The sequence below is a fragment of the Nocardia sp. CA-290969 genome, assembly GCF_050936135.1.
Lineage (GTDB): Bacteria > Actinomycetota > Actinomycetes > Mycobacteriales > Mycobacteriaceae > Nocardia.
This window is the reverse complement of record NZ_JBNJNJ010000001.1, coordinates 1,796,348-1,820,914: the sequence shown is the minus strand read 5'-3', so window position 1 is coordinate 1,820,914 and position 24,567 is coordinate 1,796,348. Positions and strand designations below refer to the sequence as shown.

Genomic DNA, 24,567 nt, shown 5'->3' with positions numbered 1-24,567 from the left:
ATCACTCCGGCCGTGGTTCCGTCCAACCCTGTACAGGCCCTGCTGCTGACATTGAGCCAGGTCATGTGCTCGTTGTCGTCGGGCGAAGGGTGCGTGATCATCATGTAGCGCCGGAATGCCGCCGGTGGGCGGTGCACCAGGAGATCACCTGCTGTATATTTGCCATGAAAAGTCGCCTTCGGCGCGCTCTTCCCGAAAATCCAATTTATGTGTAACCGACAGTTACACATAAATCCGAACCCTGCCACCCGCGGCACCCGGCGATTCCGGTCCTGGACAGCGTTACGCCGCCGCGGCACGCGCACTACCCTTCGATCACCGGCATCGCGGTGCCGATCACGGTGCAGGCCCCCGGCAGCACCCTCGGCGTGGCGGCGTCGGCGCATTTCTTCGGCACCCAGATCGTCTGCGTGTGGTCACCCCGGAGATCCCGTTCGGCCCCCGCGCCACGGATCCGGCTAGTACGGTATAGCCACCGCATTGCTGCGGGGTGAGTCGGAGCGGTGGGAAAGGCGGGGCAGGATATGCACGATCCGGTATCGTCGGCGACCGGATTCATTCCGTCGCAGGCCGATCGGCACGCACCGGTGACGGGCGCCGGGCAGCTACCCAGATTCCTGCGGGGCGGCCGGCACGATGCCACACCGTTGCTGGCGACTCCTCCGCGCGCCGGGACCGGGCACAGCAGCGCCCCGGCGCCACAGCGGCGCCCGCTGGCCGCCCGCTACCGCAGCGCCGACCCGATCGACGTCGACGGCGCCATCGTGTACCCGATGTACAGCGAACAGTTACCGGCTCCGGCGACGGCGCTGACCATCACCCTGCTCTCGGCAACACCGCCGGCCGGACTGACCGGAGTCGGAATCGGGTTGTCCGTGCTCGACGGCCATATCGAACTGGACCACCGGCACCTGACGGGGGTCGATATCTGGCGGGACGCGCTCGAACGCGGCATCACCTTCGAGCTGGCCGCGGACGCACCCGGCGCGCTGTTCGCGCTCACCCCGGTCTGGTCGAACAGCGCGGGCGAACCCCAATCGTGGTCGGGCAACTACGGGATCGTGGTCGAACATACGGAAACGGGCCGCACCGTACTGTGGTGCAGTATGGGCGAAGGGCCGCCCCATTTCACCGATCTCGTGATCGAGGTGCGCAGCACTCCACTGGATCCGCATCCGGAGCTGTTCACGCCACGGAGCGTCCCGGCCGTGTCCACGGCCGGGGACCGCCCCGGTAATCGCCACCGCCGGCCGGATTCCGGTGATCCGTTCCGCGACGACGCCGACCCATGGGCAGCGCATTACGAACCGGCGGTGGACGATTTCGCAACTGATCCTCCCGCGGTCGAATTCCGGGCAGGTACCGCCGCCGGCGACCCCGGAACAGCGCCCGCTGTGCCCGATTTCACCACGCGCCCCGCGACTCCCTACGATGCGATTCCCGCTGCGGCCGACCGGGATACGACCGACACGGCGCTTGCCCTCGAACCGGCAACTGCCGACGACGACGGTGATTTCCAGGGCGTTCCCTGCAGTTTCGCCGATATCGTTCTCTCCGCCCCGGCACAAACCGGTGGACCGGACGTGCCCACAGCCCCCGGATCCGCCGCGCCACGCGTCGCGGCGACCGACGATTTCACCGGCTACGACGACCCCCTGACCGGAACAGCAGTACTGTCTCGTATTCCGGACGACGAATCTCCCGAGACGAATCCGGGGAGCAGCGTCCGGAACGGGTGGGCCGAAAGCCCGGAACTCACGGGTCTGGTCCCGGTGATCCGCGACGCCGGGCGCACCGACTACGGCGCGGAACCAGCGCGCCGGCGCGCGGCGGCACCCGAGCGTCCGTCATATCCCTCCCCCATCCCGTTGCTCTCGGGGCGACAGGCACCGGCCGATCCCGCCTCGCGCGACGACCACGCACTGGTCGACACCCTCGCCGACAACTCGCTCGCCCCGATACCACCGGTCGACCCGGCGCCCGCGGTGGAGGAGATCGACTCCGCCCGCCTGCATTCCCTCGGCGCCGTCGCCCACGCCCAAGGCGATGACGAACGCGCCCACCTGCTGTGGACTCGGGCCGCCCGGGCCGGTCATCTCGGCGCCACCTATGACCTGGGCGCGCTTTCGCTGCAACGCGACGATCCCGAAGCGGCCGAATACTGGTGGCGAATCGCGGCAGGCCGGCGCCTGATCTCGGCCATGGCGGATCTGGCGGTCCTGCTGGAGGACCGTGGCGCCGTCGCCGAGGCACGGATGTGGCGGACCCAGGCCGTCGCCGAAGAGGTCATCGCGACGGCTGCCCGCCCCTCCCCGGCCGAAACACTCACCGGAACACAGCACTGATATCCGGCCGCGACCGGAAATTCACTGGAATCCGCGGCCCCGGCCGCGCGAGGATGGTCGCGACCACCCGGAGCGCCGGGCGATCCGGCCAGGCGGTTCATACCGCGCGCGAGCGTGCCGCCGACCCGTATCTCCCGTGCCTCGATCTGCGGACGCTTCCCGGCCGAGCTCCGGACGATCCGGGCCGGCGGCACCGGACTCGTCGCGGAGACAACAGGCCCCGCACCTCCGCGCGGCGCCGGCCGAATATGCACGATCCGATGAGTTTCGGGAGCGACCGGCGTCGAAGGTGGTACGTGCCCACCAGGATCGCTTGACCTGAACCATTGTCGAGGTTGTTGAGTTCATGAGTATGGAAGCCCCGAACCGGCCCGTCGCGGACACCCGGACCCGCCTCGACCTCGCCGACCCCACTGTCCGGACATTCGCCCAGCTACTGGTGAACGTGCTGCTCGTCTCGTTCATCAACTTCACCGTGTGGTTCGGGATCACGTTCTTCGCCTATCTGCAGACCCGCTCCGTATTCGCCACCGGCACGATCGCCGGCATCTTCCTGGTCGCCATGGCCGGTACCGGAGTGTGGTTCGGCAGTATCGTCGACCACCACCGCAAGAAAGCCGTTATGCAGGTGTCCGCGCTGGTCTCCCTCGGGATCTACGCGGTCGCGCTGGTGTTCTACCTGATCACGCCCGCCGCGGAATGGCGGGACCCGGCGAGTGTCCGGCTGTGGATGCTGATCGTCCTGCTGATGGCCGGTGTGATCACCGGCGGGCTGCGTACGATCGCCCTGCCGACCGTGGTCACCGCCCTGTTCGACGCGCGGCTCCGGGACCGGGCCAACGGCCTGGTCGGGACGACCTCCGGACTGTCCCAACTGGCCACTTCGGTCGCCAGCGCCCTGCTGGTGGGCTGGAACGGAATGCTGGGGGTACTGGTGATGGCCGTTGTCGTACTCACCGTCGCGGTCGTGCACCTGCAGCGCCTCACGCTGCCCGATACTCTCGCCCGGGCCGCCGCCGCGGGTGAGCCGAAACGCGTCGACCTGCGCGGTACGGTCCGGATCATTCGCGGTATCCCGGGGATGATCCCGCTCATCGGGTTCACCGCGTTGAACAACCTGCTGTTCGGTGGCCTGATGGCGCTGATGGACCCGTACGCCTTGTCCATGATGTCGGTGCAGGCCTGGGGCATCATCTGGGGTGGCCTCAGCGCGGTGATGATCGTCGGCGGGCTGCTGGTCGCCCGGGTCGGTACGTCGTCCAATCCGGTGCGGCTCATCCTGCTGGTCAATCTCGCGCTGTGGGCGGTCATGCTGGTATTCCCGCTGCGGGATTCGGTGCTGCTGCTGGTGGCCGGTATGGCGGTGTTCATGGTGCTGATGCCGTTCGCGGAAGCCGCCGAACAGACCGTCTTGCAGAAAGTCGTCCCCTTCGAGCGGCAGGGCCGGGTCTTCGGATTCGCGCAGAGTGTGGAGCAGGCCGCCGCCCCGCTCACCGCGTTCCTGATCAGCCCGCTGGCGCAGTTCTTCTTCATCCCGTTCATGACCGGCGGGCCGGGCGCCCGGTGGATCGGCGATTGGTTCGGCACCGGGGAAGCCCGCGGGATGGCGCTGGTGTTCGTCCTACTCGGCGTGCTCGGCCTGCTGTTCACCGGATACGCACTCGGCAGTAAGCACTACCGCAACCTGAGCCGCAGCTACCGCACGACTCCTGCCGAACCGGCGCCGGACCCCACGGCGCCGGTCACCGGCGGTACCGACCACAGCGGGCAGCGGCCGGAGCTGGTAGCTGTCGAGCCGGTCGCCACGCCGGGCGGCACCACAACGGACGAACCGTGCGGCTTCCCAGAGCGCGTACCGGCCGCCACTAGATGAGTCCACCGGAATGATCCTGACCGTTAGCTCCCGGAAAACATTTGGACGGGAATGCCGGAATCTCCCTAAGGTGACCGGTATGGGAACTTTGTGCATCAGCGGAGTGTGCGCGGGCGGCGCGTACTTCATCCGCCTGCGCACGGCAGCTCGGACTCTGCCGGCGCACCCCACACTCCGCTGACCCGGCCGCGATGTCCCCGCCACGGGGACTTGTCGGCCGTCAACGTTTTCCGGTCCACCGACCGGTAATTCGTCGCGATCTTCCGGCGCATCCGCGCCGCTCACTGCCCCGGCATGGGTCCGGGCGAATCAACGCACGTCGATTCGGCCCACTCCTTCGGAGGACCCCATGCACCGCTCGCACCCTCGTGTGTCCGCGACCCGCAAACGGCTGTCGCAAAATTTCCTGACCGACCCGGCTACCGCCCGTCGCATCGTGGCGGCTTCGGGTATCGGCCGGGCAGATCTCGTCCTCGAGGTCGGCCCGGGCGACGGGATGCTCACCCGCCACCTGGTCCGTCGCGCCGGGCGCGTCGTGGCCTACGAGAAGGATCCGCACTTTGCCCGGCGGCTTTCCACGCGATATACCGCGGACGACCGGATCCACATCGTGAACGCCGACTTCCGCTCGGTCCGGCCGCCGGCGCAGCCGTTCGCCGTCGTCGCCAATATCCCGTTCGGCGCGAGCACGGATATTCTGCGCTGGTGTTTGGACGCGCCGGGGCTCACCTCGGCCACGCTGCTCACGCAATACGAATTCGCCCGGAAACACAGTGGCGATTACGGCCGCTGGTCCAAATTGACCATCACGCATTGGCCGGACTCGGTACCGGCGCTGGGCGAACGGATCGGTCGCGGCGAATTCTTTCCGGTGCCGAAGGTCGACGGGGCTATTTTGCGTATTGTGCGCCGCCGGGTCCCGCTGCTCCCGGCTCGGTCGCGCGCGGAATACCGCCGAATGGTGGAGCTGGGCTTCTCGGGAATCGGCGGATCACTCGCCGCCTCACTGCGCCGAACACACCCCACACGGGCCGTGACCGCCGCCTGCGCGGCCGCCGGTATCGGCACCGACCTACCCGTCGGGCTGGTACCCCCGGCGGCTTGGCTCACGCTCTACCACCGGCTCTACGAAACCGGGCCGCCGGAACTCCACCGCCCGGCGCCGCGACACCGCTGACCGGACACGACAACGGGGACGAACCCTGCTGGATTCGTCCCCGTCGCCATGGGCGACTATTCCTCCTATACCGCCGTGTATTCGCGGCTGGCGATATAAGCCGGCCGGCGCGCCGGTGCGGCGAAGGGCTCCTCCAGGGTGTTCTCCACACTGTTGAACACCAGGAAGATATTCGACCGCGGGAACGGCGTGATGTTGTTCGCCGACGCGTGCATGATGTTGGAATCGAACAGCAGCGCCGACCCGGCCGGGCCGGTGAACTGCTCGATCCCGTACTTATGGGCCAACTCGGTGATATCGGCCTTGCTCGGTACCCCGATTTCCTGCTCACGCAGCGATTCACGATAGTGATCCGCCGGTGTTTCACCTTGGCACGGCACGAAGGTGCGATGCGAGCCGGGCATCACCATCAGGCTGCCGTTGTACGGGTAGTTGTCCGTCAACGCGATGGACAGACTCACCGCCCGCGGCGCCGGCATTCCGTCTTCGGCGTGCCAGGTCTCGAAATCGGAATGCCAGTAGAAACCGGTGCCGAACCCGGGCAGGTAGTTGACCCGGCTCTGGTGGATGTACACATCCGAACCCAGAACCTGGCGGGCCAGATCCACCACCCGGGATTCACGCACCAGCTCTGCCACCGCCGGGCTCAGCTTGTGCACCTCGAATACCGAGCGCACCTGCTGCGACGTCTTCTCCACGATGAGCCGGTCGTCACCCCGCAAGTCCGGATCGTTTGCCAGCCGCTCGATCTCGGCGGCGTATTCCGCCACCTCCTCGGGGCTGAGCAATCGATCCAGAATCGCGTAACCGTCGGTATCGAACGCAGCCAGCTCCGCGTTGCCGATCCGGCCCCACACCGTCGCGTCGTGTCGCTCCTGCAGCGGCAGCGGCTCGGCGGTTCTGGTCGGATAGCGATCGATCCGATTGTGTAACAACGTCGTTCGTCCTTCCTCTCAGTCGGCCGGAACGGCGATCAACGGATAAACGCCGTTCTCGTCGTGCACCTCCTGCCCCGTGACAGGAGGATTGAACACGCACAGCATCCGCATCCGTGTCCGTGTGCGCACCTCGTGCTTCTCGTGCCCGTCCAGCAGATACATGGTGCCGGGGGCGAGGTCGTAGGTGCGGTCGTTGGTCAGGTCGGTGAGGGTGCCTTCACCCTCGACCAGCCAGACCGCTTCCACATGGTTCTGATAGTGGAAGACGTGCGTGGTGCCGGCTTCGATGGTGGTCTCGTGGAACGAGAAGCCGACGCCATCACCGCCCAGCACGATCCGCTTGCTCCGCCAACCTTCGGCACCCACATCGCGGCTGGTGCCGGTGATCTCGTCGGTGGTGCGTACGATCATTCTGGTTTTCCTCTCAGCTGCAGACGGTTTCGACGGCATCACCCAGGATGCGCAGACCGTGGTCCAGTTCGTCCTCGGTGACTGTCAACGGCGGCAGCAGTTTCACCACTTCGTCCGACGCTCCGGAGGTCTCGGCCAGCAGGCCACGCTCGAACGCGACCTGGCAGACCTTGTTTGCCTGCGAGGCGTCGTCGAAGACCAGGCCGTGCACCAGGCCGCGACCCCGAGTGGAGATTCCCGGAACGGCCACGGCGATATCGTTCAACGCCGCGGCCACCCGCTTACCCTTGGTGCCGGTGGACTTCTCCAGTACATCATCGGACCAATACTGCTCGAGCGCCACCCGCGCCGTCACGAAGGACGGATTGTTACCACGGAAGGTGCCGTTGTGCTCGCCCGGTGACCACACATCGTGTTCCGGCTTGAACAGCACCAGCGCCATCGGCAGGCCGTAACCGCCGATCGACTTGGACAGCGTCACGATATCGGGGGTGATCCCGGCCGTTTCGAAGGAGAAGAACGGCCCGGTGCGACCGCAGCCCATCTGCACATCGTCGACGATGAGCAGAATGCCGCGCGCGGAGCACAGCGCGGCCAGATGGCGCAGCCATTCGGCCCGCGCCAGGTTCACCCCGCCCTCGCCCTGCACGGTTTCCACGATCACGGCGGCCGGGCGATCCAGGCCGGACGACGAATCGTCGAGCACGCGCTCCATCCACTGGAAATCCGCGGTGGTGCCGTCGAAGTAGCCGTCGTAGGGCATCGGCGTCGCATGGTTGAGCGGCACACCCGCACCCGCCCGCTTCATCGCGTTACCGGTCACCGACAGGGCGCCCAGCGTCATCCCGTGGAACGCGTTGGTGAAGCTGAGGATGGTCTGCCGGCCGGTGACCTTACGGGCCAGCTTCAGCGCGGCTTCCACGGCGTTGGCGCCGGTCGGTCCGGGGAACTGCACCTTGTAGTCCAGGCCCCGCGGCGCCAGCAGCGTATCGCGCACGGTTTCCAGCAGTTGCCGCTTGGCGACCGTGGACATATCCAGGCCGTGGGTGATGCCGTCACCGGCGAGATAATCGATCAGCGCCGATTTCAGCAGCGGATTGTTGTGGCCGTAGTTCAATGCGCCCGCGCCGGCGAAGAAATCGAGGAAATCCCGGCCGTTCTCGTCGCGCAGCCAGGAACCCTGCGCGGTCTCGAAAACCGTGGGCCAGGAACGGCAGTAGCCGCGGACATTGGATTCCAGGTCGTCGAAGATCGTCGTTTCAGGGGTAATCATCAGTGATCCCTTTCGTTTTTACGGGCGATCGGGGAGATGGTGTAGAGGTCCTCGGCGGCGTGACTGTCCGGGAAAACATCCGGTTCGAACAGTGCGCTGCGCACCATTTCGGCGCCGCGGCGGCGGGCCAGCGAGGCGAACATGGCAATCGAGGCGGGATTGTCCGGGGATACGGTGGTCTCCAGCGCGTTCACGGCACCGCCGGCCGGGTGGCCGGGGGCGGTAACGGTGGCGACCAGCCAATCCAGCATGGCGACCCCGGTTCCACGGCCACGCTGATCGGCGTCCACGGCCACCTGCCAGACGAACAGGGTGCCGGGCGCATCGGGTCTCAGGTAGCCGGTGACGAAACCGACGACGCGGCCGTCGCTCTCCGCGACCACCGAGGTGGCGGCGAAATCACGGCACCACAGAAGATAGGCATAGCTCGAATTGACGTCCAAGACCTGCGACTCGTCCGCGATCTGCCACAATCGCGCGGCGTCCGTGATCCGCGGTGCGCGCAGCGTCACGCCGGTACTGGCGGGCTCCGCATCGGTTGCGGCGGGCGAACCGGTCGAGCCGGTACCGGTGGTCTGCGTGCCGGTCGAACCGGCGGTCTGCGTGCCGGTCGAGCCGGCGATCTGCTTTGACTCAGTATGTAAAGACATACAACTCCGATGTCTGCTTGCAGTACTTTCCCAGGCTTACGAATCAACTTTGAGGTAGCCCGGTCGAGTTCTTTACGGTTGTGTTACAGGCTGATGACGCCCCTCTCGATCGATGGCAGGAAGCCGGATGACGAAACGGGCGCCCCCACCGGGGCGTTCCGTACATTCGACCCGGCCGCGGTGCGTGGCCACGGTCTCGGCGACGAGCGCCAGACCGATACCGGTCCCGCCGGTGGCGGAGCGGCGGCCGCTGCGGGAAGTCGCGAAGCGTTCGAAAATTCGGTCACGGTCGGCCGGCGCGACTCCGGGACCGGCGTCATCGACCTCGATGACCGCCTCGTCCCCGTCCCGCCGCACTGTCACGGCCACGGCGCCTCCGCCGTGCCGATCGGCATTTTTCAGCACGTTCAGCAGAGCGCGTTCCAGTTCCAGTTTACGGCCCAGCACGGTGACGGTGTCCGCGACTGTGAGCAGCTCGGCCGGCCGGTGACTGTCCCGCAAGGTGTGGACCAGCAGATCTCCCACCGAAACGGGATCCGCATCACCGTGATGCATACCCGCCTCCACGCGGGCCAGGGCGAGTAGATCGTCGAGCAGCCGGCGCAGATGTTCCACTTCGGCACTCACCAGATCCAGCGCCTGGCACGACCGCGGCGGAAGCTCGTCACGGCAACGTTCCAGGACCCCTACCGCGGTGGTCAGGGTGGTGAGTGGAGTGCGCAATTCGTGGCTCACATCGCCGAAGAGCCGGTGTTCGCGTTCGATCCGGCGCTGCAGGGAATCGACCATCCGGTTGAAGGAGGCGACCGTGCTGGCGAGATCCTGGTCGTTGCTGTCCGGCAGCCGGGTCTCGAGTTCGCCCGAGGCGATGCGGGCAGCCGCCTCGGCGACATCACGCAGCGGTTTGAGCATCCGCCGGCTCACCCACACCCCCACCGCGGCACCGACGAGGGCCGCGGCCAGCGCGCAACCGGCCAGCAGGGCCGGCCGATTGTGCAGCCGTTCGCCGAAGGTGCGGTTCTCATCACCGACCACGGCGAAGACCGCCAGGACGAGTACCAGCGCCATCAGCCCGGAGGACGCCGCAAATGCGGTCGTCACCCGGCTACGCAGGCTCCAATGCCCCGGATCGGGTTCGACCCGTGCCGTGCTCGCTACGGTGACCATCGTTCAGCGCTGTACGTCCAGCCGGTAACCGAGGCCACGGACGGTGACCACGATTTGCGGATCGGAGGGGTCGCGCTCGATTTTGGTGCGCAACCTGCGCATATGGACGTCCACAATGCGTTCGTCACCGAAGAAACCGCGGTCCCACACGCGCTCCAGCAACACGTCGCGGCTCAGGACCCGGCCCGGCGCATCGGCCAGTTCGCACAGCAGCCGGAATTCGGTGATGGTGAGGTTGATTTCTTTGTCGCCGCGGCGGACCGCGCCACCCTCCGGCGACAGGATCAGCGGGGCGGCCGGGTCTGCGTCCAGGACCACCTCGATGGGCGCCTCCCGTTCGACCACCAGCCGTGCCCGCCGGCGCAGGGCACGCATCCGCGCGGTGATCTCCTTGATCTCGAACGGTTTGGTGACGAAATCGTCGGCGCCGGCTTCCAGGGCGGCCACCACGTCATGGGTATCGTCTCGAGCGCTCACCACGATGATGGGCACGTCGTGGTCGCGGCGGATCTCCCGGATACAGGTGAACCCGTCCATCCCGCCGAGCATCAGATCGACGATCATCACATCGGGCACGCCGATCGTCCGCAGATGGCTGAGCGCGGCCTCGGCTTCCTCGGCCTCCGCGACGTCGTAGCCCTCGTCCTCCATGGCCAGGCGTAAAGCACCCCGGACCCGGTCGTCGTCTTCCACGATCATCAGGTTCGCGCTCAATTTTCAATCCCTTGCAGACGCACGTGGCGTGCCGCGGCGCGGGTTTCGCATCCCCAAACCGACGCGACAGCCCGCTACTCAGTTTTCTCGAGCAACCTTCCGGCTATACGGATAGCCGGATCGCCCGCAAAGTAAACCCCCGGAGTGAAATGACTCACTGTCAAATTTCGCGCGCATGCTCCAGGCGGAAGAAATTGCTCGGGGTGCCATCCGCACGGAGTTCCTGGTACCGGAAGCTCAGTTTGCGCGCGTCGAAGGTTGCGAACCAGTCGGACCAACTGACCGGCTGCAGGACGGCCCCACCGTAGTGCGGGAAGTCGAGGCGCAGGACGCCCACTTCGCCGTTGTACTCACTACCGGGCGTGGTCGCCGGGTTTGCACCGCGCCGCTGGGCCCACTGGCGGATGACCTCATGATTCGTGGTGACCATGGTTGTTCCGGGAGCGGCGGAAAGGCCACCCTTCATGACGAACCTCCTTGCGGTAGGTGCGTACGTGCTCACCCTGTGCGGCCCTGGTGGCCACACCGGCTTTCCGGACTTGTACCCGGCTTCGCACTTTTGCAAACACAGCGGACACGCAGATGTCCGCGTGTCCGCACCGTCCCACCGGCCCCAGTTCACGGCCGGCCCGGTTGCCCGGAATTAGCGGGTTCGGGAAAAGGTCATCTACCGCCGGAAATCGGCGCCAGGGCCACCGTGATGTTGTCGCTGCCGCCGCAGACCACCGCGTAATCCACGAGCGCCCGTGCGCCCTCCGTGGTGGGCACCCCGAGCGCGCGCTGCGCCAGCTCGACCGGGCCCGGCAGGTAGTTCCAGAGGCCGTCGGTGCACAGCAGCAGAGCACCCGGGCCTTCCACGAAATAGGTGCGGATACTGTCCCCCGACCAGGGCTGCTGCCCGGCGTCCGCACCCAGCCAGCGCATCAGGGTGTGCGCGCGGGGGTCGGCCATAGCGCTGCGCTCGTCCATCGCGCCGGCTTCGATGAGCGTCTGCGCCCATGAATCGTCCACCGTGAGCTTCTGCGGACCGGTCAGCGGACCGGGGTGCCCGGGGCGGGCGGGCTGTTCGACCGCGGCCTCGCCTGCGGCCAGCCAGTAGGCGCGGCTGTCGCCGATATTCGACACGGTGACCGAGACCCGGCCGCAGTCCTCGGTGCGGACGATGGCGGAGACGTAGGTGCACGACGGCGCGTCCCCGTCCGGGCCGACGAGATTACGCACGGCCTCGGATGCGGCAGCCATCCCCGCGGCCGTCGCTTCCTCGGCGGTCCGGTCGTCGGCCAGCGCCGCCAGACAGGCATCGACACCGGTCCGGACGGCGGTCCCGGAGGCGGCCTGCGGATCCGGTGAGGAGGAGACGCCGTCGCAGACCACCAGCACGATGGTCTCCGGCTGCCCGCTGTCGTCGGGAACCACAGCGGCGGCCACCGCGTCCTCGTTGCGGGCATGCAGGACTCCGCGATCGGTCACCAGGCCGGCGACGCCGAGGTCGGCCTCGAACCGGTCCTGGAGCCGATGCGGGTGATCGCAGACCGGGCACCGCGGGCCGCGCCCCTGGGTGCCGCAGTGCACACAGACCACTTCCGCGAGTCCGTCGTCCGGCAGCGCCACCCGGTGGATACCCGCCGCCACGGAGCGGCGCGGCACGGTGTGTTCCTGAGCCGCGGCGCGGCGGCGGGTGTCGAGGGTGTCCCGGATCGCCGGCATGGGTTCGGTCACCGCGTCGAGAATGTCGCCTTGTTCGCCGCCCCCGGCATTCGCTTCCCGGTTCATCCGGCCGCCGCGATCACGAGTTGTTTCCGGCGCCCCCCGACCCGGATATCGCGAGCCCGCACACCGCCCCCCTTCGTTCGACCCGTTCCGTACTGACGATCGAGGATAGTACGCGGTGGCCCGGCGAGCATGATCATCCGCGCTCCCCCACGGCCCGCACGGCTTTACGCGCCGCCACCAGCACCGGATCCCAGACCGGCGAGAACGGCGGCGCATAACCGAGATCCAGTGTGGTCATCTGCGCCACCGTCATTCCCGCGGTCAGCGCGACCGCCGCGATATCGACCCGTTTACCGGCGCCTTCGCGACCCACGATCTGCACGCCGAGCAACCGCCCGGTGAGCCGTTCGGCCAGCATCTTGACCGTCATCGGCGCCGGGTCCGGGTAATACCCGGCGCGGCTGGTGGATTCGATGGTCGCGGTGACGTACTGCAGGCCCGCTGCCCGGGCGTCCTTCTCCCGCAACCCCGTGCGCGCCACCTCCAGATCACACACCTTGCTGACAGCGGTACCCACCACCCCGGGGAAGGTCGCATAACCGCCACCGATATTGGCGCCGATGATCTGGCCGTGCTTGTTGGCGTGGGTACCGAGCGCGATATGGCGGCGCATACCGGAGACGAGGTCGAGCACCTCCACACAGTCGCCGCCGGCCCAGATGTTGTGGTGCCCCTCGACTCGCAGGGCCGAATCGGTCAGCAGCCCACCGTGTTCGCCGATCGGTAGCCCCGCGGCACGGGCGAGATCGGTTTCCGGCGTGACCCCGATCCCCAGCACCACCACATCCGCCGGGTACTCGCTGTCACCGGCCACCACGGCGCGCACCCGGCCGTCGCGGCCGGTCCGGATGGCGGTGACCTCGCTCTCGCCGGCCACCCTGACGTCCAGGCCGCTCAGCGCCGCCCGTACCAGGGCACCCATATCGGAGTCCAGCGTCGACATCGGTTCCGTGCCGCGGTGCACAACGGTGACGTCGAACCCGCGGCGGATCAGGGCCTCCGCCATCTCCACCCCGATATAGCCCGCGCCGACCACCACGGCACGCCGGCCGGTGGTGGCGGCCAGCGTCGCGATGAGTGTCTCGCCGTCGTCGAGGGTCTGCACCCCGTGCACGCCCGGCGCGTCGATACCGGGCAACCGCGGCCGGATCGGGCGCGCGCCGGTGGCGAGGACGAGTTCGTCGTAGCCGGTCCAGGTTTCGGCGCCGGTCGCGAGATCGCGGCTGCGCACCCGGGCGCCGGCGATATCGAGTTCGACGACTTCGCTGCGCAAGCGCACATCGATCGCCCGTGCCCGGTGTTCGGCCGGTGTGCGCGCGATCAACTGATCACGGTCCTGCACCTGGCCACCGACCCAGTACGGGATTCCGCAGGCCGAGTACGAGGTGAAATGCCCGCGTTCGAAGACCACGATCTCGAGGTCCTCGGCATCCCGGTACCGGCGGGCCTGCGCGGCCGCCGACATACCGGCCGCATCGCCGCCGACGATCACCAACCGCTCGGTCATAGGATCAACTTACCCAGTCGGCGGCCGATCCCCGCGGTAGCACCGCCATCGCCCGAGTGCCCGGCCCACCGGCGCTACGCTGACCGGCCCGCGCGTGGAACCCACGCACCGGCCCAATCGGGCAAGAGCATGCCGATATCGACCGGGCGGGAATAACAGCACCGCCGGGCGCATCCCCAATCCGACGGTCCTTGCGGACAGGATGCGGTGCCTGCCCCAACGCGGCTGCTCCGGTGGACAGCGGCGGGTACCGCCCGGGATCGCCGGCCGAGTGGACCGGACGCCCACGAGGGCGGTGCGCGGCAATCGAATCCGGGTCCGGTCAGGCCGGACGCGATCCGATCAGCGGGAGCCGGCTCACGGCCCCGCGGGCCGGAGTATGGGAACCCGTGGTCCGCCGGCCGGCACCGTCGGTGAAGGTCAGGATGCCGTCCTCGATCGGGCTCTTGCGCAGGTAGGCGCGGTCCCGGAAGTAGCTGTTGACCACTTTCCAGGGTCCGCCGGTGCCCTGGCGCGGCATCACCGCGTCGCCACGCTGGATATAGCCGGAACTGAGTGCCCCGCCCATCACCGAGACGTCGGAACGGTCGTCGTCGCGGGCGTTCACCTCGAACCGCGTGTAGCCGCGGTCCCGCATCCGGTTGAGCACCTTGCAGAAATACTCCGCGGCCAGATCGGCCTTCAGGGTCCAGGAGGCGTTGGTGTATCCCAGCACCATCAGCGCGTTCGGGACACCGTCGAGCAGCGAGCCCTTGTACATGACCCGGTCGCGCGTCACCACCGGCTCACCGTCCACCTCCAGGGCGGCACCACCCAGGATCTGGATGCGCAGCCCGGTGGCGGTGACGACGATATCGGCCTCGATCTCCTCGCCGGAGGAGACGCGGATTCCGTTCTCGGTGAAGGTGTCGATGGTGTCGGTGACGATCGAGGCCCGCCCGCGGCGCAGCGCTTTGAACAGGTCACCGTCCGGGACCACACACAGCCGTTGATCCCACGGCGCGTACTGCGGGCTGAAATGCCGCATCTCGATATCCGGGCCGACCGCCAGCCGCACCCAGTTCAGGAACAGTTTCCGCGCCAGCGCCGGTTGTCTGCGCGACAACTGGTAGCTGGCCTGCTGGACGGCGATATTGCGGGCCCGGCCGACCTGATAGGTGAGTCCGGCCGGGGATTTGACCTTCGTCAACCCGACCGCGACCGGGTCCTCGGCCGGAATCGAGGCGATATACGTCGGCGACCGCTGCAGCATCGTGACATGTGCGGCATCGCCGACCATGGACGGCACCAGCGTGATGGCGGTGGCGCCGCTGCCGATCACCACGACCTTCTTCCCGCGGTAGTCGAGATCCTCGGGCCAGTGCTGCGGATGCACGATCTGCCCGGTGAAGTTCTCTTCCCCCGGGAACAACGGCCGGTAGCCGTTGTCGTAGTCGTAGTAGCCGGTGCAGCCGACGAGGAAACTGCTGGTCCAGATTTCCTCGGCCCCGGTCGCCTCCTCGACGACCCGGACGGTCCACAGGTTGTCGGCACTCGACCAGCTCGCCGAGACGACCTTGCGCCCGAACCGGATATGCGGGGTGACGCCGTATTCGTCGGCGGTCTCTTCGATGTACCGGCGGATACCGGCACCGTCGGCCAGCATTTTCGTGCCGCGCCAGGGCCGGAAGCCGTAGCCGAAGGAGTACATATCGGAGTCGGACCGGATGCCCGGATACCGGAAGAGGTCCCAGGTCCCGCCGATCGCCGTCCGCCGTTCCAGGATCGCGTAGCTGCGTCCGGTGTTCTCCTTCTCCAGATGGCAGGCCACGTCGATACCGGACAGCCCGGCACCGATGATCAGTACGTCGATATGCCGCGTCATTGCGTTCCTCGTCTGTTTCGTGCCGGGGTCGTCGTCGATCATGACAGACACCTTTATATGTAACTTAGAGTACCCGATACTGACGCCCGCGCCGACGGAGGCGGGCCGGCCGCACGACCTGGGCAGCGTGATATATACCTCAATTCTCCACGGTGACTATTACGAATGAACCGGCGGACGAATTCCCCCGCAGCCCAAGGGCTTCCGGTCGCAATTCGAGGACCGCGAACCGGAAACGCGGGCCCGATCAGCAGAAGGCCACGGCGAACAGAGCCGCCCCGGCCCCCACCGTGATCAGGCCCGCCAGCGCCGCCACCCCGCGCCGCAACCGGTCCGCGTGGCCCGCCGCACGAACGCCGGCCGTCCGCTTCCGTTCCGAACCGCGGCCCCGTCCCACACGAATCCGGCGCACGAGGGCGCCGAGGGCTACCACCACCGATGCCACGAGCACGGCGACCTCCTCGAATTCACGCGCGCGCGGGCACGACGCGACCGGACGCCTTCGCCGCCGGGCCGTCCGGCCGCACCACCACACCCTGGCGCAGCAAACTCTCGGCGGTATCGCGGATGGTTTCCTCGACCGGCCGCATGGACCACCCCAGCTCACGCCGGGCACGCTCGGCGCTCACCCGTTCGATTCGCCCCAGCGTCGGGACCGTAAGCCGGATACCCCGGTCGAAGAGCGCCACGGCACGGACCAGCCAATCGGGTAGCGGCCGGGTCGGGACCCGGAAACCCTGCGGACCGTACTCCGCGGCCAGCACTTCGGCCATCTCGCCCATCCACAGATGCGAACCCGCGCAGAGGAATCGCTTACCGGCCGCCTGCGGCTTCTCCAGCGCGAGCCGGTGTGCCACGGCGAGGTCCCGCACATCCACGGTCGACCACCCCACCCGCGGCACTCCGGGCGCCGCTCCGGACAGCAACCGCCGCACCGGTTCGTGCGAGGTACTCAGCTCCGGGGACAGCAGTGGACCGAGCACCATCCCCGGGTTCACCACCACGAGTTCGAGCCCACGGGCCGCCGGCAGCGCGCCGGCGAACTCCCACGCGGCCCGTTCCGCCAGCGTCTTGCTGCGCTGATACGCCGGGCTGCGCTCGACGACGGTCCAGTCGGCTTCGGTGCGGACGGCATCGTCGCGGTGCCCGTGCGCGATGGCGGCGAGCGAGGAGGTCACCACGACCCGCCCCACGCCGGGCTCGTCGGCGCAGGCCCGCAACACTCGCAGCGTGCCGTCGACCGCGGTCCGGATCAACTCGTCCTCATCCGCCGGTGGCGTGGCCGGAAAGGGCGAGGCGACGTGCAGCACCTTCGCGCAGCCCGCGACGGCGGCGGCCCAGCCGTCGTCGCGGGTCAGATCGGCGGCGACGAAATCCAGGTCCGCCCCGGTGCGCGCGGCGTGATCGGCGAGATGCGCCCGCTTCTTCGTCTCGGCGAGATCGCGCACCGTCGCACGCACGGCATAGCCGTGCGCGAGCAGTTCGACGATGACGTGCCCGGCAACGAATCCCGTCGCGCCGGTGACCAGTACTCGTGTGTTCATATCCACCTACCCGGATCGGTTCGACATCCGTCTGAACGCCGCTCAGATTATCTAAGCACCGCATAGATTCCCTGTCCAGACCGAATTCCTGCCACCGCGGGCACTCACCTACCCTCAGTACGTGCCCCGGACCTCCTACCATCACGGCGCGCTCCGCGACGCCCTGCTCACCGCGTGCCTGCGGCTGATCGAGACCGAAGGAATCGCGGCCGTCAGCCTGCGCCGGGTCGCCCGGGAAGCCGGTGTCAGTTCCGGGGCTCCCTACCACCACTTTCCCGACCGTGCCGCGTTACTGGCGGATCTGGTCACCCAGGGCTTCCGGTTGCTCGCGGAGCGGCTCACCGAAGCGCGTACCACCGCGGATTCACCGACGGCCGCACTCCTCGCGCTGGAGCAGAGCTATATCCGGTTCGCCCGCGACAAGCCGGCGTACTTCCGCCTGATGTTCCGCCCCGAACTGTCACAACCCGAGAAACACCCGGACGCCCGGGCGGCCGGTGAGGCCGCGTTCGGTGTGCTCGCCGAGGCGGTGGGCGACTGCGTGGCCGCCGGCGAGCTCTCCCCCGACCGGGCCGAGACGACAGTCCTCACGGTCTGGGCACTGGGACACGGGCTCGCCTCCCTGTGGCTCGACGGGCATCTCGACAAGCGCGCGGACATCCTCGGCGCATCCCCGGCCGCCCTGGTGGATTCGGTGCTGGGCGGACTGGACGGGTTCCTCGCCGCAGGGACCCCGCCGGGAGCTCGCGGCGTGGCCGGCGGCTCACCGTAGTTCGGCGATGACCTCGGCGAAGGCCTCCAGATCCGGTTCCAGCACCGTGATATAGCCGAACCCGAACCTTTCCCGGTTCGCCCGCAGGCGGTCGGCGAGCTCCCGCGGGCTGCCGATGAGCACAGTGGGCAGCTCGTCCACTTCGGCGAGCACCTCGGGTTCCAGCGCCGAACTGTATTTATCCAGGATCTCGGCGCGGCGCGCGGCCGGCGCCACGGTCTGGGCCATGATGTTCAGCTCGACGTCAGGGGCGCGTTCCCCCAGCGCCGCCCGGACGAACCGGACGCGCTCGTCGATCTCGGCGAGACCGGCCAGTCGTAGCGGGCCGGCAGCCGTGGTCGCGGCTCCCGTCAGCGCCACCACGGAGGCGTAGCGGGCGGCAAGAGTCAGCAGCCGGTCACCCCAGCCGCCGATGAGCAGCGGCGGGCCGCCGGGCCGGGCCGGCCGCGGCTGGTATCCGGGGTCGGCGAACAGCTCGCGCAGGGTTCGTATCGTCTGTTCGAGCCGGCCGACCCGGCTCGCACCGGTCCCGAACGGTATGCCCGCGGTATCGAATTCGTCGCGTACGTAGCCCGCGCCCAGGCCCAGTTCCAGCCGGCCCTCGACGAACCGGTCGGTTCCGGCGACCTCCCTGGCCAGCAGGACGGGGTTGTAGAAGGGCGCGTTCAGGACGAAGGTGTTCAGCCGGACTCGCTCGGTGTTCTCGGCGGCCAGCACCAGCGCCGGGAACGGGGGCGCGAGACCGAGGTGATCGGCGACGCCGATGACGTCGTAGCCGAGCGCTTCGGCCCGCCGGCATTTGCGCACCCATTCGTCGCGCGCCTGCGGAACACCCATATTCACGCCGAACCGGAATTCCCGCGGTGAACTCATCCTTCCTGCATACCGTCACCGGGCCGGTTACACCGCGTGTCCCGCGGCGCGTCATCGGACATAGGGTGGGTATGTCCCGGACAGGCGCGGCGCCCGTCCGAGCCACCAGGAGGATTGTCGATGAACGCCACGAAAGCCCGGTTCGGCCTGATGATCGCGGCCACCGCGCTCGTGCTGGCCGGTTGCGCCGAGATCGAGGAAGCGATGAACAAGGGCGGCGACACACCGTGCCGCGAGTACGTCGGGCAGGATCAGGAAACCAAACGGATCACCATCACCAAATTCCTCGAGGAACAGCACGGGCAGCAACCGACCGGCACGAATGTGGACCTGTCCATGGCCGCCGTCGACGGCCTGTGCGCCGTCCAAGCCAACGCGGACACTCCCATCGAACGGGCCGATCTGGCCGGTATCTTCATCCGGAAATAGCGGGTTCCGCGACTGTCCGGCGGTGGTCGCGGGCACGGGTTCCGTCCCGGCTTCGCGATTTGCCCTATACCACAATCATTTTCGCCGGTCCATAGACGCCCCCTCGTCCCGGCGAGCGCGATACGCAAGAATGTGTTCGCAAAAGTGCTGGCGAAAAAGCGATCCGGATACCGGGCTGCGGCAAGCCGGAATCGGTGCGCCCGGCCGGGGCCGGCGCCGGAAACTATGTGCGAGGAGCGAAATGTTTCATCCGATCGGTACGGTCGCCCCGCGGTACCGCGGCACGGCACGGAGTTCCTGATGGCCTATCGCAGCGATCGGGTCGCGGTGACCGACCGCGCCCGCAACGCATTACGCGAGCTGATCGAACAACACGGCCCCATCCTGCTCTACCTGTCCCACGACGACGCCGGTGAACCGGCACCGCGGTGGTTGCCCATCCGCGATTTCCGGGCCGCCGAAGGCGATACCCTGTTCGGACGCCTGGCCTGGCATACCGAGCTCTGGATGAGCGCGCAGGCCTACACGCGTTTCGAATGCGACCACCTGACCGTGGACGTCCCCGCCGACGCCGGTCCGGTACCGGACGGCGGCGAACAGCCGGCGGAGCCGGCGGTCTTCCTGTTACGCACCCGCCGGCTCAGCGCGGCCGAGTCCGCCGCGCTGGCCGCCCGTAAACGCGGCCGGGGCTGATACCTGCCCGTGCGTTCACCGCCCGGGCACGAACTTCAACCCGCGCGCGATGGTCATCAGAACGCGTTGCCACAGCTCCGGCGGAATCATCGGTGGCGGGTCCAGGTTCAGGTACCGGGTCGTCACCACCGACTGGGGTTCGGTGAATTTCAGCAGTCCTTCGGGGCCGTGCCGGCGGCCCACTCCGGAGGCACCCATACCGCCCATGGGCGCGGCAGTACTGCCCCAGGCCGGGGCATACCCTTCGTTCACGCAGACGGTGCCCGTGCGCAGCCGGCGGGCGATCCGCTCCCCCTCTGCCGCCGTCGCCGCCCATACGCTGGCGTTCAGGCCGTACTCGGTATCGTTGGCCGCGGTGACCGCCGCGTCCACGGAATCGACGGGATACACGGCGACCAGCGGACCGAACGTTTCGTTGCGGCCGCAGATCATCTCGTCGGTGACGCCGGTGAGCACGGTCGGTTCGAAGAAGAGCGGACTGATATCGGGCCGGGGGTTACCGCCGGTGAGCACCCGGGCGCCCTGCGCGGTGGCGTCGGCGAGATGCTCGGTGACGGTTTCCAGTTGCGCCGGTGAGATCAGCGAACCGATTTCGGCCGAATTGTCGTAGGCAGCGCCCAGTTTCGCCGCCTCGACGGCCGCGACGAACTTCTCGGTGAACTCGCCGGCCACCGCACGTTCCACATAGATCCGCTCGATGGAGATGCACAGCTGCCCGGCGTTGGAGAAACATGCCCGCACCGCCGCCCGCGCGGCGCGGGCGAGGTTCGCACCCGCGGTGACGATCATCGGATTCTTACCGCCCAGTTCGGCGGAGAACCCGATCAGCCGCGCACCGCACCGCTGCGCGAGGGCGCGGCCGGTCTGGGTGGAGCCGGTGAACATCAGATAGTCGCAGGCCTCGACCATCGCTTCGCCGACCACCGGCCCGGGGCCCGGCACGACGGCGAGCAGATCACGCGGCAGCCCGGCGCGATACAGCAGTTCGGCGCCCGCGAGCGCGGAGAACGGTGTCCGGCTGTCCGGTTTCAGGACGACGGCGTTACCGGCCAGCAGTGCGGGAATCGCATCGCCGAGCGAAAGCACCAGCGGATAGTTCCACGGCGCGATCACCGCGACCACCCCGCGCGGCCGGGCACCCACCCGGGCGCGATTCAGGATCGGGAAGGCACCGGGTACGCGCTGTTCGTCCAGCAGGCCGGGTGCCACCCGTGCGAAGTAGCGGGCCGCGAACATCAGCCCCATCACTTCTTCCTGCGCCGCCCACCGGGCCTTCCCGGTCTCGGCCTGGATCACATCCATCAGCGCGGCCCGCTGCGTGACGACCGCATCCCGGAAACGGTGCAGCACCCGGGCACGTTCGGCGGCCGGGAGCGCCGCCCAGTGCGGTTGCGCGGCCCGCGCCCGCGCGACGGCCGCCGTCACATCCTCGGCCGTCCCCACGGGCACGGAACCGAGCGGGGCGCCCGTGAAGACCTCGTCGATCGTGCGCTGCGACCGAGATCCGGCGTCATCGATCGCGGCCAGGGCGCTCAGGCGGTCGAAGACCGCGCTATCCGGGACGGGCATCGGCGCCTCCTGCCAAGTCGGTAATCCACGAGTGCAGACGAATCTACCCACCCGGTGGCCCGCGGTGTGCGTGTCCGCCGGCCGCGTCCGCCGGTCGCGGTGTCGAACGGAGTCCTGTTCAATGGGATTCGATGTGCCGGAAGCGGGTCGAAAGGTTATTTTGTGGCGATGTTCAGAGCGAGGCTCGGTGTCCGCGCCCGGATCCTGGCGATCGCGCTCATTCCGAGCCTCACCCTGTTGGTGGTCGGCGTGGGTGCGACAGGCTATCTGATCGACCAGGGCCAGCACGACCGCCAGGTGACCGAGGCGATGCGCGCCGCTTCCGGCCCCACCCGGGCCGTCTACGAGATCGTCCAGAACGAGCGGCGGCTCACCCTGTCCTATCTGTCCGGCGACCCGGCAGCCGCCGATGCGCTGGCCGCGGTACGGCCCAACAGCGAACAGGCGCTACGCGATCTGCTGACCGCCTCGCAGCGCTTGCGTGAGCTGCAACCCGACGAGATCGGCGACGATGTCGGGTCGTTCGCCACCCTGGTTCAGCAACTGAACAATATTCGCGTCGCGGTCGATGCCCGCGCGGTCTCCGCCGGCGACGCGTACACCTTCTACGCCCGGCTGCTCGATGCCCTCGCGGTCGGTGCCCAGATGTCGCAATCCTTCGCGCCCGACGCGGACTCGGCCACGGAGCTGGCCCGCGCCACCCGGATCATGCACACCCTGGAGGCGGCCGCGCGCAGCCATGCGCTGGCCGGGGCCGCTCTCCGCAACGGGAAGCCGGTCGCGCTGCCGGAAGAATTCCTCCAGCGGACCGGCTTCTACCACAGCGAAACGGCCCTGTTGGCCGCCGAACTCGAGCCCACGCTCGGCGAGCGGCTGAACAATCTGATCAGCAGCCCGCAGTGGCAGCTGCTCGGTCGTACCGAAGAGACTCTCCTGGCCCGTAGCCTCGCCCCCGGCGACACCGAGGCGAGCGCCGCGGGCCTGCCACCGGCGCAGCTCGCCGCCTGGCAGGCCGCAGCCGATCACGTGAGCCACGAACTGCTGGAAACGTGGGACGACCAGAACGCGATCATGCAGCAGGCCTCGCTGGACGCCGCCGCCCGCACCACTACCCAGTCGCTGCTGATCGGGCTCGCCGTGCTGGTGATCTCCGCGGCGGGATTCGGTATCTCGCTGGTGCTGGCGAACCGCTTCATCCACCGGCTGGTGCGATTGCGCGACCATACGCTGGCGCTGGCCGACGAACGGCTACCGGATATGCTCGAGCGGCTCCGCGCCGGGGAGGCGATCGACGAATCCGAGGCCGCGGCGAAACTCGATTTCGGGCACGACGAACTCGGCGCGGTGGCGACAGCGTTCGAACACGCGCACGCGGTGGCCGTCACGGCCGCCGTCACCGAGGCGCGCACGCAGGAAGGCGTCAAATCGATCTTCCTCAACATCGCCCACCGCAGCCAGATCGTGGTGCACAAACAGCTGGAGATCCTGGACGAGGCCGAACGGCGCGAAGAGGACCCGGCCATGCTGGACGTCCTCTTCAAGCTCGACCATCTCGCCACCCGCGAACGCCGCAACGCCGAGAACCTGATCGTGCTCGGCGGCGGGAAACCGGGCCGCCAGTGGCGCGCCCCGGTGCCCCTGGTGGATCTGGTGCGCAGCGCGGTCGGCGAAACCCAGGACTATCCCCGCGTGCGGCTGGCCCGGCTACCCGATGTGCGGGTGGCCGGAACCGCGGTCGGCGATCTCATCCACCTGCTCGCCGAACTGGTCGACAACGCGACCTCGTTCTCGCCGCCGCAGTCGCGGGTGCAGGTCACCGGCTCGGTGATCGGCAAGGGGGTGGCCGTGGAGATCACCGATCAAGGGATGGGAATCACCGCCGACAGCCGGGAGCGGCTCAACGACATCCTGCAGAACCCGCCGAATTTCGAGGTCGCCTCGCTGCAGAGTGATTCGCGCCTGGGGATCTTCGTGGTCGCCCAGCTCGCCGCGCGGCACGGGATCTCGGTGCGGTTGTGGGAATCGGAATACGGCGGTGTCCGCGCCGTGGTCATCATCCCGTCGATGCTGCTCACCGACCCCGCGGAGGAAACCGCGCCGCTGCCGGGGTTGTCGCGTCCGGCCCTGCCCGCGCCGGCACCGGAGGAACGCGCCGCCAACGCCGCCGCCTCGTTCGCCGCGGCGACCCTCGTCGAGGAGCGCGCGCCCGGCAGCGCACCGCCGGACCCGGCACGGTCCGGCCCCGCGGGCCCGGATCCGGCCCCGGCGGATACCCCGGCGCCGGCCCGCGCGGCGGAGGCCGATGCCGCTCCGGCGGAACCGGACATACTGCCCGACGGTCGTCCGGCTTTACCACGCCGCTCCAGGCAGGCTAAAGTCGCACCGCGACCGGAAGTTTCGGGCGCCCAGCAGGCCGCAACGGCGCGGCCGCGCTCGGCCGAACAGGCCCGAGACCTGATGGCGGCGATCGAGAACGGCACCCGGCAGGGCCGCAAGCCTTTGCCCGCCGTGGATTCCGGCGCCGCCGGCCCGGCGCCGGACGGCGCATCCCCGGATGAACAGGAAGGCTAAGTGTCCACTTCCACTCAAGGTGACCTGAACTGGCTGCTCGACGACCTCGTCGATCGACTCGCGGGGGTCCGGCTGGCGGTCGTACTGTCCACCGACGGCATGCTGCTCGGCCACTCCTCCAAAATGGACCGCACCGAGGCCGAGCATTTCGCGGCCATGTCCTCGACCCTGCACGGCCTGGCGCGCAGTGCAGGCGCACGGTTCGAGGGCGGCAGCGTGCGGCAGGCGGTAATCGAACTCGATCGCGCCGTCCTGTTCGTGACCTCGGCCGGCGACAACGCCTGTATCGCGGTACAGGCCGCGGCCGACGCCAATCTCGGCATGGTGGCCTACGAGATGAACCTGACCGTGCAGCGGGTCGGCAACCATCTCTCGACCAGTTCCCGCAGCGGAACCGGGGACCGACCGCAGCAACCGTGAGAAC

General features: G+C 68.4%; 22 protein-coding genes. 8 read left to right on the top strand and 14 right to left on the bottom strand.

The features are described from left to right. The first annotated feature begins 524 nt into the window (after positions 1 to 524). The 3 genes from ACQEVO_RS08560 (at position 525) to erm (ending at position 5,395) form a co-directional block, all read left to right on the top strand. Positions 525 to 2,345, top strand: coding sequence for a hypothetical protein (locus ACQEVO_RS08560; RefSeq protein WP_432910700.1), 1,821 nt, complete (start codon positions 525 to 527; stop codon positions 2,343 to 2,345). Between the two features lie 346 nt (positions 2,346 to 2,691). Next, the gene (locus ACQEVO_RS08555) at positions 2,692 to 4,218 is read left to right on the top strand and encodes an MFS transporter (protein ID WP_432910697.1); all 1,527 of its coding nucleotides are present in this window, start codon (positions 2,692 to 2,694) and stop codon (positions 4,216 to 4,218) included. Between the two features lie 349 nt (positions 4,219 to 4,567). After that, positions 4,568 to 5,395: a 23S ribosomal RNA methyltransferase Erm gene (gene erm / locus ACQEVO_RS08550; RefSeq protein WP_432910696.1), complete on the top strand. Its 828-nt coding sequence runs from the start codon at positions 4,568 to 4,570 to the stop codon at positions 5,393 to 5,395. Positions 5,396 to 5,460: 65 nt separating this feature from the next. Here the strand turns inward: erm and thpD are convergent, their stop codons facing one another. From thpD to ACQEVO_RS08490, 12 genes are all read right to left on the bottom strand, one after another. Then, positions 5,461 to 6,330, bottom strand: a complete 870-nt coding sequence (thpD, locus tag ACQEVO_RS08545) for an ectoine hydroxylase (protein ID WP_432910693.1) — start codon at positions 6,328 to 6,330, stop codon at positions 5,461 to 5,463. Positions 6,331 to 6,348: 18 nt separating this feature from the next. After that, positions 6,349 to 6,744 (bottom strand): ectoine synthase, encoded by a 396-nt coding sequence (locus ACQEVO_RS08540; RefSeq protein ID WP_280400343.1) that lies wholly within the window; start codon positions 6,742 to 6,744, stop codon positions 6,349 to 6,351. Positions 6,745 to 6,757: 13 nt separating this feature from the next. Further along, entirely contained in the window at positions 6,758 to 8,017 is a 1,260-nt protein-coding gene (gene ectB, locus ACQEVO_RS08535; protein WP_432910689.1) for a diaminobutyrate--2-oxoglutarate transaminase, read from the bottom strand. Next, entirely contained in the window at positions 8,017 to 8,667 is a 651-nt protein-coding gene (ectA, locus tag ACQEVO_RS08530) for a diaminobutyrate acetyltransferase (RefSeq protein WP_432910687.1), read from the bottom strand. The genes ectB and ectA overlap by 1 nt, the downstream gene beginning before the upstream one ends. A gap of 72 nt (positions 8,668 to 8,739) precedes the next feature. Further along, a complete protein-coding gene (locus tag ACQEVO_RS08525; RefSeq protein WP_432910684.1) occupies positions 8,740 to 9,834 on the bottom strand; it encodes a sensor histidine kinase in 1,095 nt (364 codons plus the stop codon). A gap of 3 nt (positions 9,835 to 9,837) precedes the next feature. Beyond that, positions 9,838 to 10,548 carry a response regulator transcription factor gene (locus ACQEVO_RS08520; RefSeq protein ID WP_432910681.1) on the bottom strand — a complete coding sequence of 237 codons (711 nt, stop codon included), beginning with the start codon at positions 10,546 to 10,548 and terminating at the stop codon, positions 9,838 to 9,840. Positions 10,549 to 10,708: 160 nt separating this feature from the next. After that, positions 10,709 to 11,014 (bottom strand): hypothetical protein, encoded by a 306-nt coding sequence (locus ACQEVO_RS08515; protein WP_432910678.1) that lies wholly within the window; start codon positions 11,012 to 11,014, stop codon positions 10,709 to 10,711. Between the two features lie 197 nt (positions 11,015 to 11,211). After that, entirely contained in the window at positions 11,212 to 12,321 is a 1,110-nt protein-coding gene (locus ACQEVO_RS08510) for a PP2C family protein-serine/threonine phosphatase (RefSeq protein ID WP_432910675.1), read from the bottom strand. Positions 12,322 to 12,454: 133 nt separating this feature from the next. After that, a complete protein-coding gene (locus ACQEVO_RS08505) occupies positions 12,455 to 13,828 on the bottom strand; it encodes an FAD-dependent oxidoreductase (RefSeq protein WP_432910672.1) in 1,374 nt (457 codons plus the stop codon). A 322-nt stretch (positions 13,829 to 14,150) separates the two neighbouring features. Beyond that, positions 14,151 to 15,692 carry a flavin-containing monooxygenase gene (locus ACQEVO_RS08500; protein ID WP_432922485.1) on the bottom strand — a complete coding sequence of 514 codons (1,542 nt, stop codon included), beginning with the start codon at positions 15,690 to 15,692 and terminating at the stop codon, positions 14,151 to 14,153. 247 nt (positions 15,693 to 15,939) lie between these two features. After that, positions 15,940 to 16,143 (bottom strand): hypothetical protein, encoded by a 204-nt coding sequence (locus tag ACQEVO_RS08495; protein WP_432910670.1) that lies wholly within the window; start codon positions 16,141 to 16,143, stop codon positions 15,940 to 15,942. 16 nt (positions 16,144 to 16,159) lie between these two features. Then, a complete protein-coding gene (locus ACQEVO_RS08490; RefSeq protein ID WP_432910668.1) occupies positions 16,160 to 17,236 on the bottom strand; it encodes an SDR family oxidoreductase in 1,077 nt (358 codons plus the stop codon). A 121-nt stretch (positions 17,237 to 17,357) separates the two neighbouring features. On the opposite strand from ACQEVO_RS08490, the gene ACQEVO_RS08485 reads away from it, so the two are divergent. Continuing rightward, positions 17,358 to 18,008: a TetR/AcrR family transcriptional regulator gene (locus ACQEVO_RS08485; protein WP_432910665.1), complete on the top strand. Its 651-nt coding sequence runs from the start codon at positions 17,358 to 17,360 to the stop codon at positions 18,006 to 18,008. On the opposite strand, the gene ACQEVO_RS08480 is transcribed toward ACQEVO_RS08485, so the two are convergent. Then, on the bottom strand, positions 18,000 to 18,881 hold the full coding sequence (locus tag ACQEVO_RS08480; RefSeq protein WP_432910664.1) for a TIGR03621 family F420-dependent LLM class oxidoreductase: 882 nt from the start codon (positions 18,879 to 18,881) through the stop codon (positions 18,000 to 18,002). The two genes, ACQEVO_RS08485 and ACQEVO_RS08480, sit on opposite strands and share 9 nt — an antisense overlap. 120 nt (positions 18,882 to 19,001) lie before the next feature. Here ACQEVO_RS08480 and ACQEVO_RS08475 point away from each other — a divergent pair, with 120 nt between their 5' ends. Both ACQEVO_RS08475 and ACQEVO_RS08470 read left to right on the top strand, forming a co-directional pair. Beyond that, on the top strand, positions 19,002 to 19,310 hold the full coding sequence (locus ACQEVO_RS08475; RefSeq protein WP_432910662.1) for a hypothetical protein: 309 nt from the start codon (positions 19,002 to 19,004) through the stop codon (positions 19,308 to 19,310). A gap of 300 nt (positions 19,311 to 19,610) precedes the next feature. After that, positions 19,611 to 20,003: a DUF779 domain-containing protein gene (locus ACQEVO_RS08470; protein WP_432910659.1), complete on the top strand. Its 393-nt coding sequence runs from the start codon at positions 19,611 to 19,613 to the stop codon at positions 20,001 to 20,003. Positions 20,004 to 20,018: 15 nt separating this feature from the next. On the opposite strand, the gene ACQEVO_RS08465 is transcribed toward ACQEVO_RS08470, so the two are convergent. Further along, positions 20,019 to 21,572, bottom strand: coding sequence for a succinic semialdehyde dehydrogenase (locus tag ACQEVO_RS08465; protein ID WP_432910656.1), 1,554 nt, complete (start codon positions 21,570 to 21,572; stop codon positions 20,019 to 20,021). Positions 21,573 to 21,740: 168 nt separating this feature from the next. On the opposite strand from ACQEVO_RS08465, the gene ACQEVO_RS08460 reads away from it, so the two are divergent. Continuing rightward, the gene (locus ACQEVO_RS08460) at positions 21,741 to 24,143 is read left to right on the top strand and encodes a sensor histidine kinase (protein ID WP_432910654.1); all 2,403 of its coding nucleotides are present in this window, start codon (positions 21,741 to 21,743) and stop codon (positions 24,141 to 24,143) included. After that, a complete protein-coding gene (locus tag ACQEVO_RS08455) occupies positions 24,144 to 24,563 on the top strand; it encodes a roadblock/LC7 domain-containing protein (RefSeq protein WP_432910653.1) in 420 nt (139 codons plus the stop codon). It abuts the gene before it with no gap. Positions 24,564 to 24,567 lie beyond the last annotated feature (4 nt).

Bases quoted from the DNA above. Each gene is read 5' to 3' on its own strand.
- ACQEVO_RS08560 (WP_432910700.1), top strand. From the start codon at position 525: ATGCACGATCCGGTATCGTCGGCGACCGGATTCATTCCGTCGCAGGCC.
- ACQEVO_RS08555 (WP_432910697.1), top strand. From the start codon at position 2,692: ATGAGTATGGAAGCCCCGAACCGGCCCGTCGCGGACACCCGGACCCGC.
- erm (WP_432910696.1), top strand. From the start codon at position 4,568: ATGCACCGCTCGCACCCTCGTGTGTCCGCGACCCGCAAACGGCTGTCG.
- ACQEVO_RS08540 (WP_280400343.1), bottom strand. From the start codon at position 6,744: ATGATCGTACGCACCACCGACGAGATCACCGGCACCAGCCGCGATGTG.
- ectB (WP_432910689.1), bottom strand. From the start codon at position 8,017: ATGATTACCCCTGAAACGACGATCTTCGACGACCTGGAATCCAATGTC.
- ectA (WP_432910687.1), bottom strand. From the start codon at position 8,667: ATGTCTTTACATACTGAGTCAAAGCAGATCGCCGGCTCGACCGGCACG.
- ACQEVO_RS08525 (WP_432910684.1), bottom strand. From the start codon at position 9,834: ATGGTCACCGTAGCGAGCACGGCACGGGTCGAACCCGATCCGGGGCAT.
- ACQEVO_RS08515 (WP_432910678.1), bottom strand. From the start codon at position 11,014: ATGAAGGGTGGCCTTTCCGCCGCTCCCGGAACAACCATGGTCACCACG.
- ACQEVO_RS08510 (WP_432910675.1), bottom strand. From the start codon at position 12,321: ATGAACCGGGAAGCGAATGCCGGGGGCGGCGAACAAGGCGACATTCTC.
- ACQEVO_RS08505 (WP_432910672.1), bottom strand. From the start codon at position 13,828: ATGACCGAGCGGTTGGTGATCGTCGGCGGCGATGCGGCCGGTATGTCG.
- ACQEVO_RS08500 (WP_432922485.1), bottom strand. From the start codon at position 15,692: ATGACGCGGCATATCGACGTACTGATCATCGGTGCCGGGCTGTCCGGT.
- ACQEVO_RS08490 (WP_432910668.1), bottom strand. From the start codon at position 17,236: ATGAACACACGAGTACTGGTCACCGGCGCGACGGGATTCGTTGCCGGG.
- ACQEVO_RS08480 (WP_432910664.1), bottom strand. From the start codon at position 18,881: ATGAGTTCACCGCGGGAATTCCGGTTCGGCGTGAATATGGGTGTTCCG.
- ACQEVO_RS08475 (WP_432910662.1), top strand. From the start codon at position 19,002: ATGAACGCCACGAAAGCCCGGTTCGGCCTGATGATCGCGGCCACCGCG.
- ACQEVO_RS08470 (WP_432910659.1), top strand. From the start codon at position 19,611: ATGGCCTATCGCAGCGATCGGGTCGCGGTGACCGACCGCGCCCGCAAC.
- ACQEVO_RS08465 (WP_432910656.1), bottom strand. From the start codon at position 21,572: ATGCCCGTCCCGGATAGCGCGGTCTTCGACCGCCTGAGCGCCCTGGCC.
- ACQEVO_RS08460 (WP_432910654.1), top strand. From the start codon at position 21,741: ATGTTCAGAGCGAGGCTCGGTGTCCGCGCCCGGATCCTGGCGATCGCG.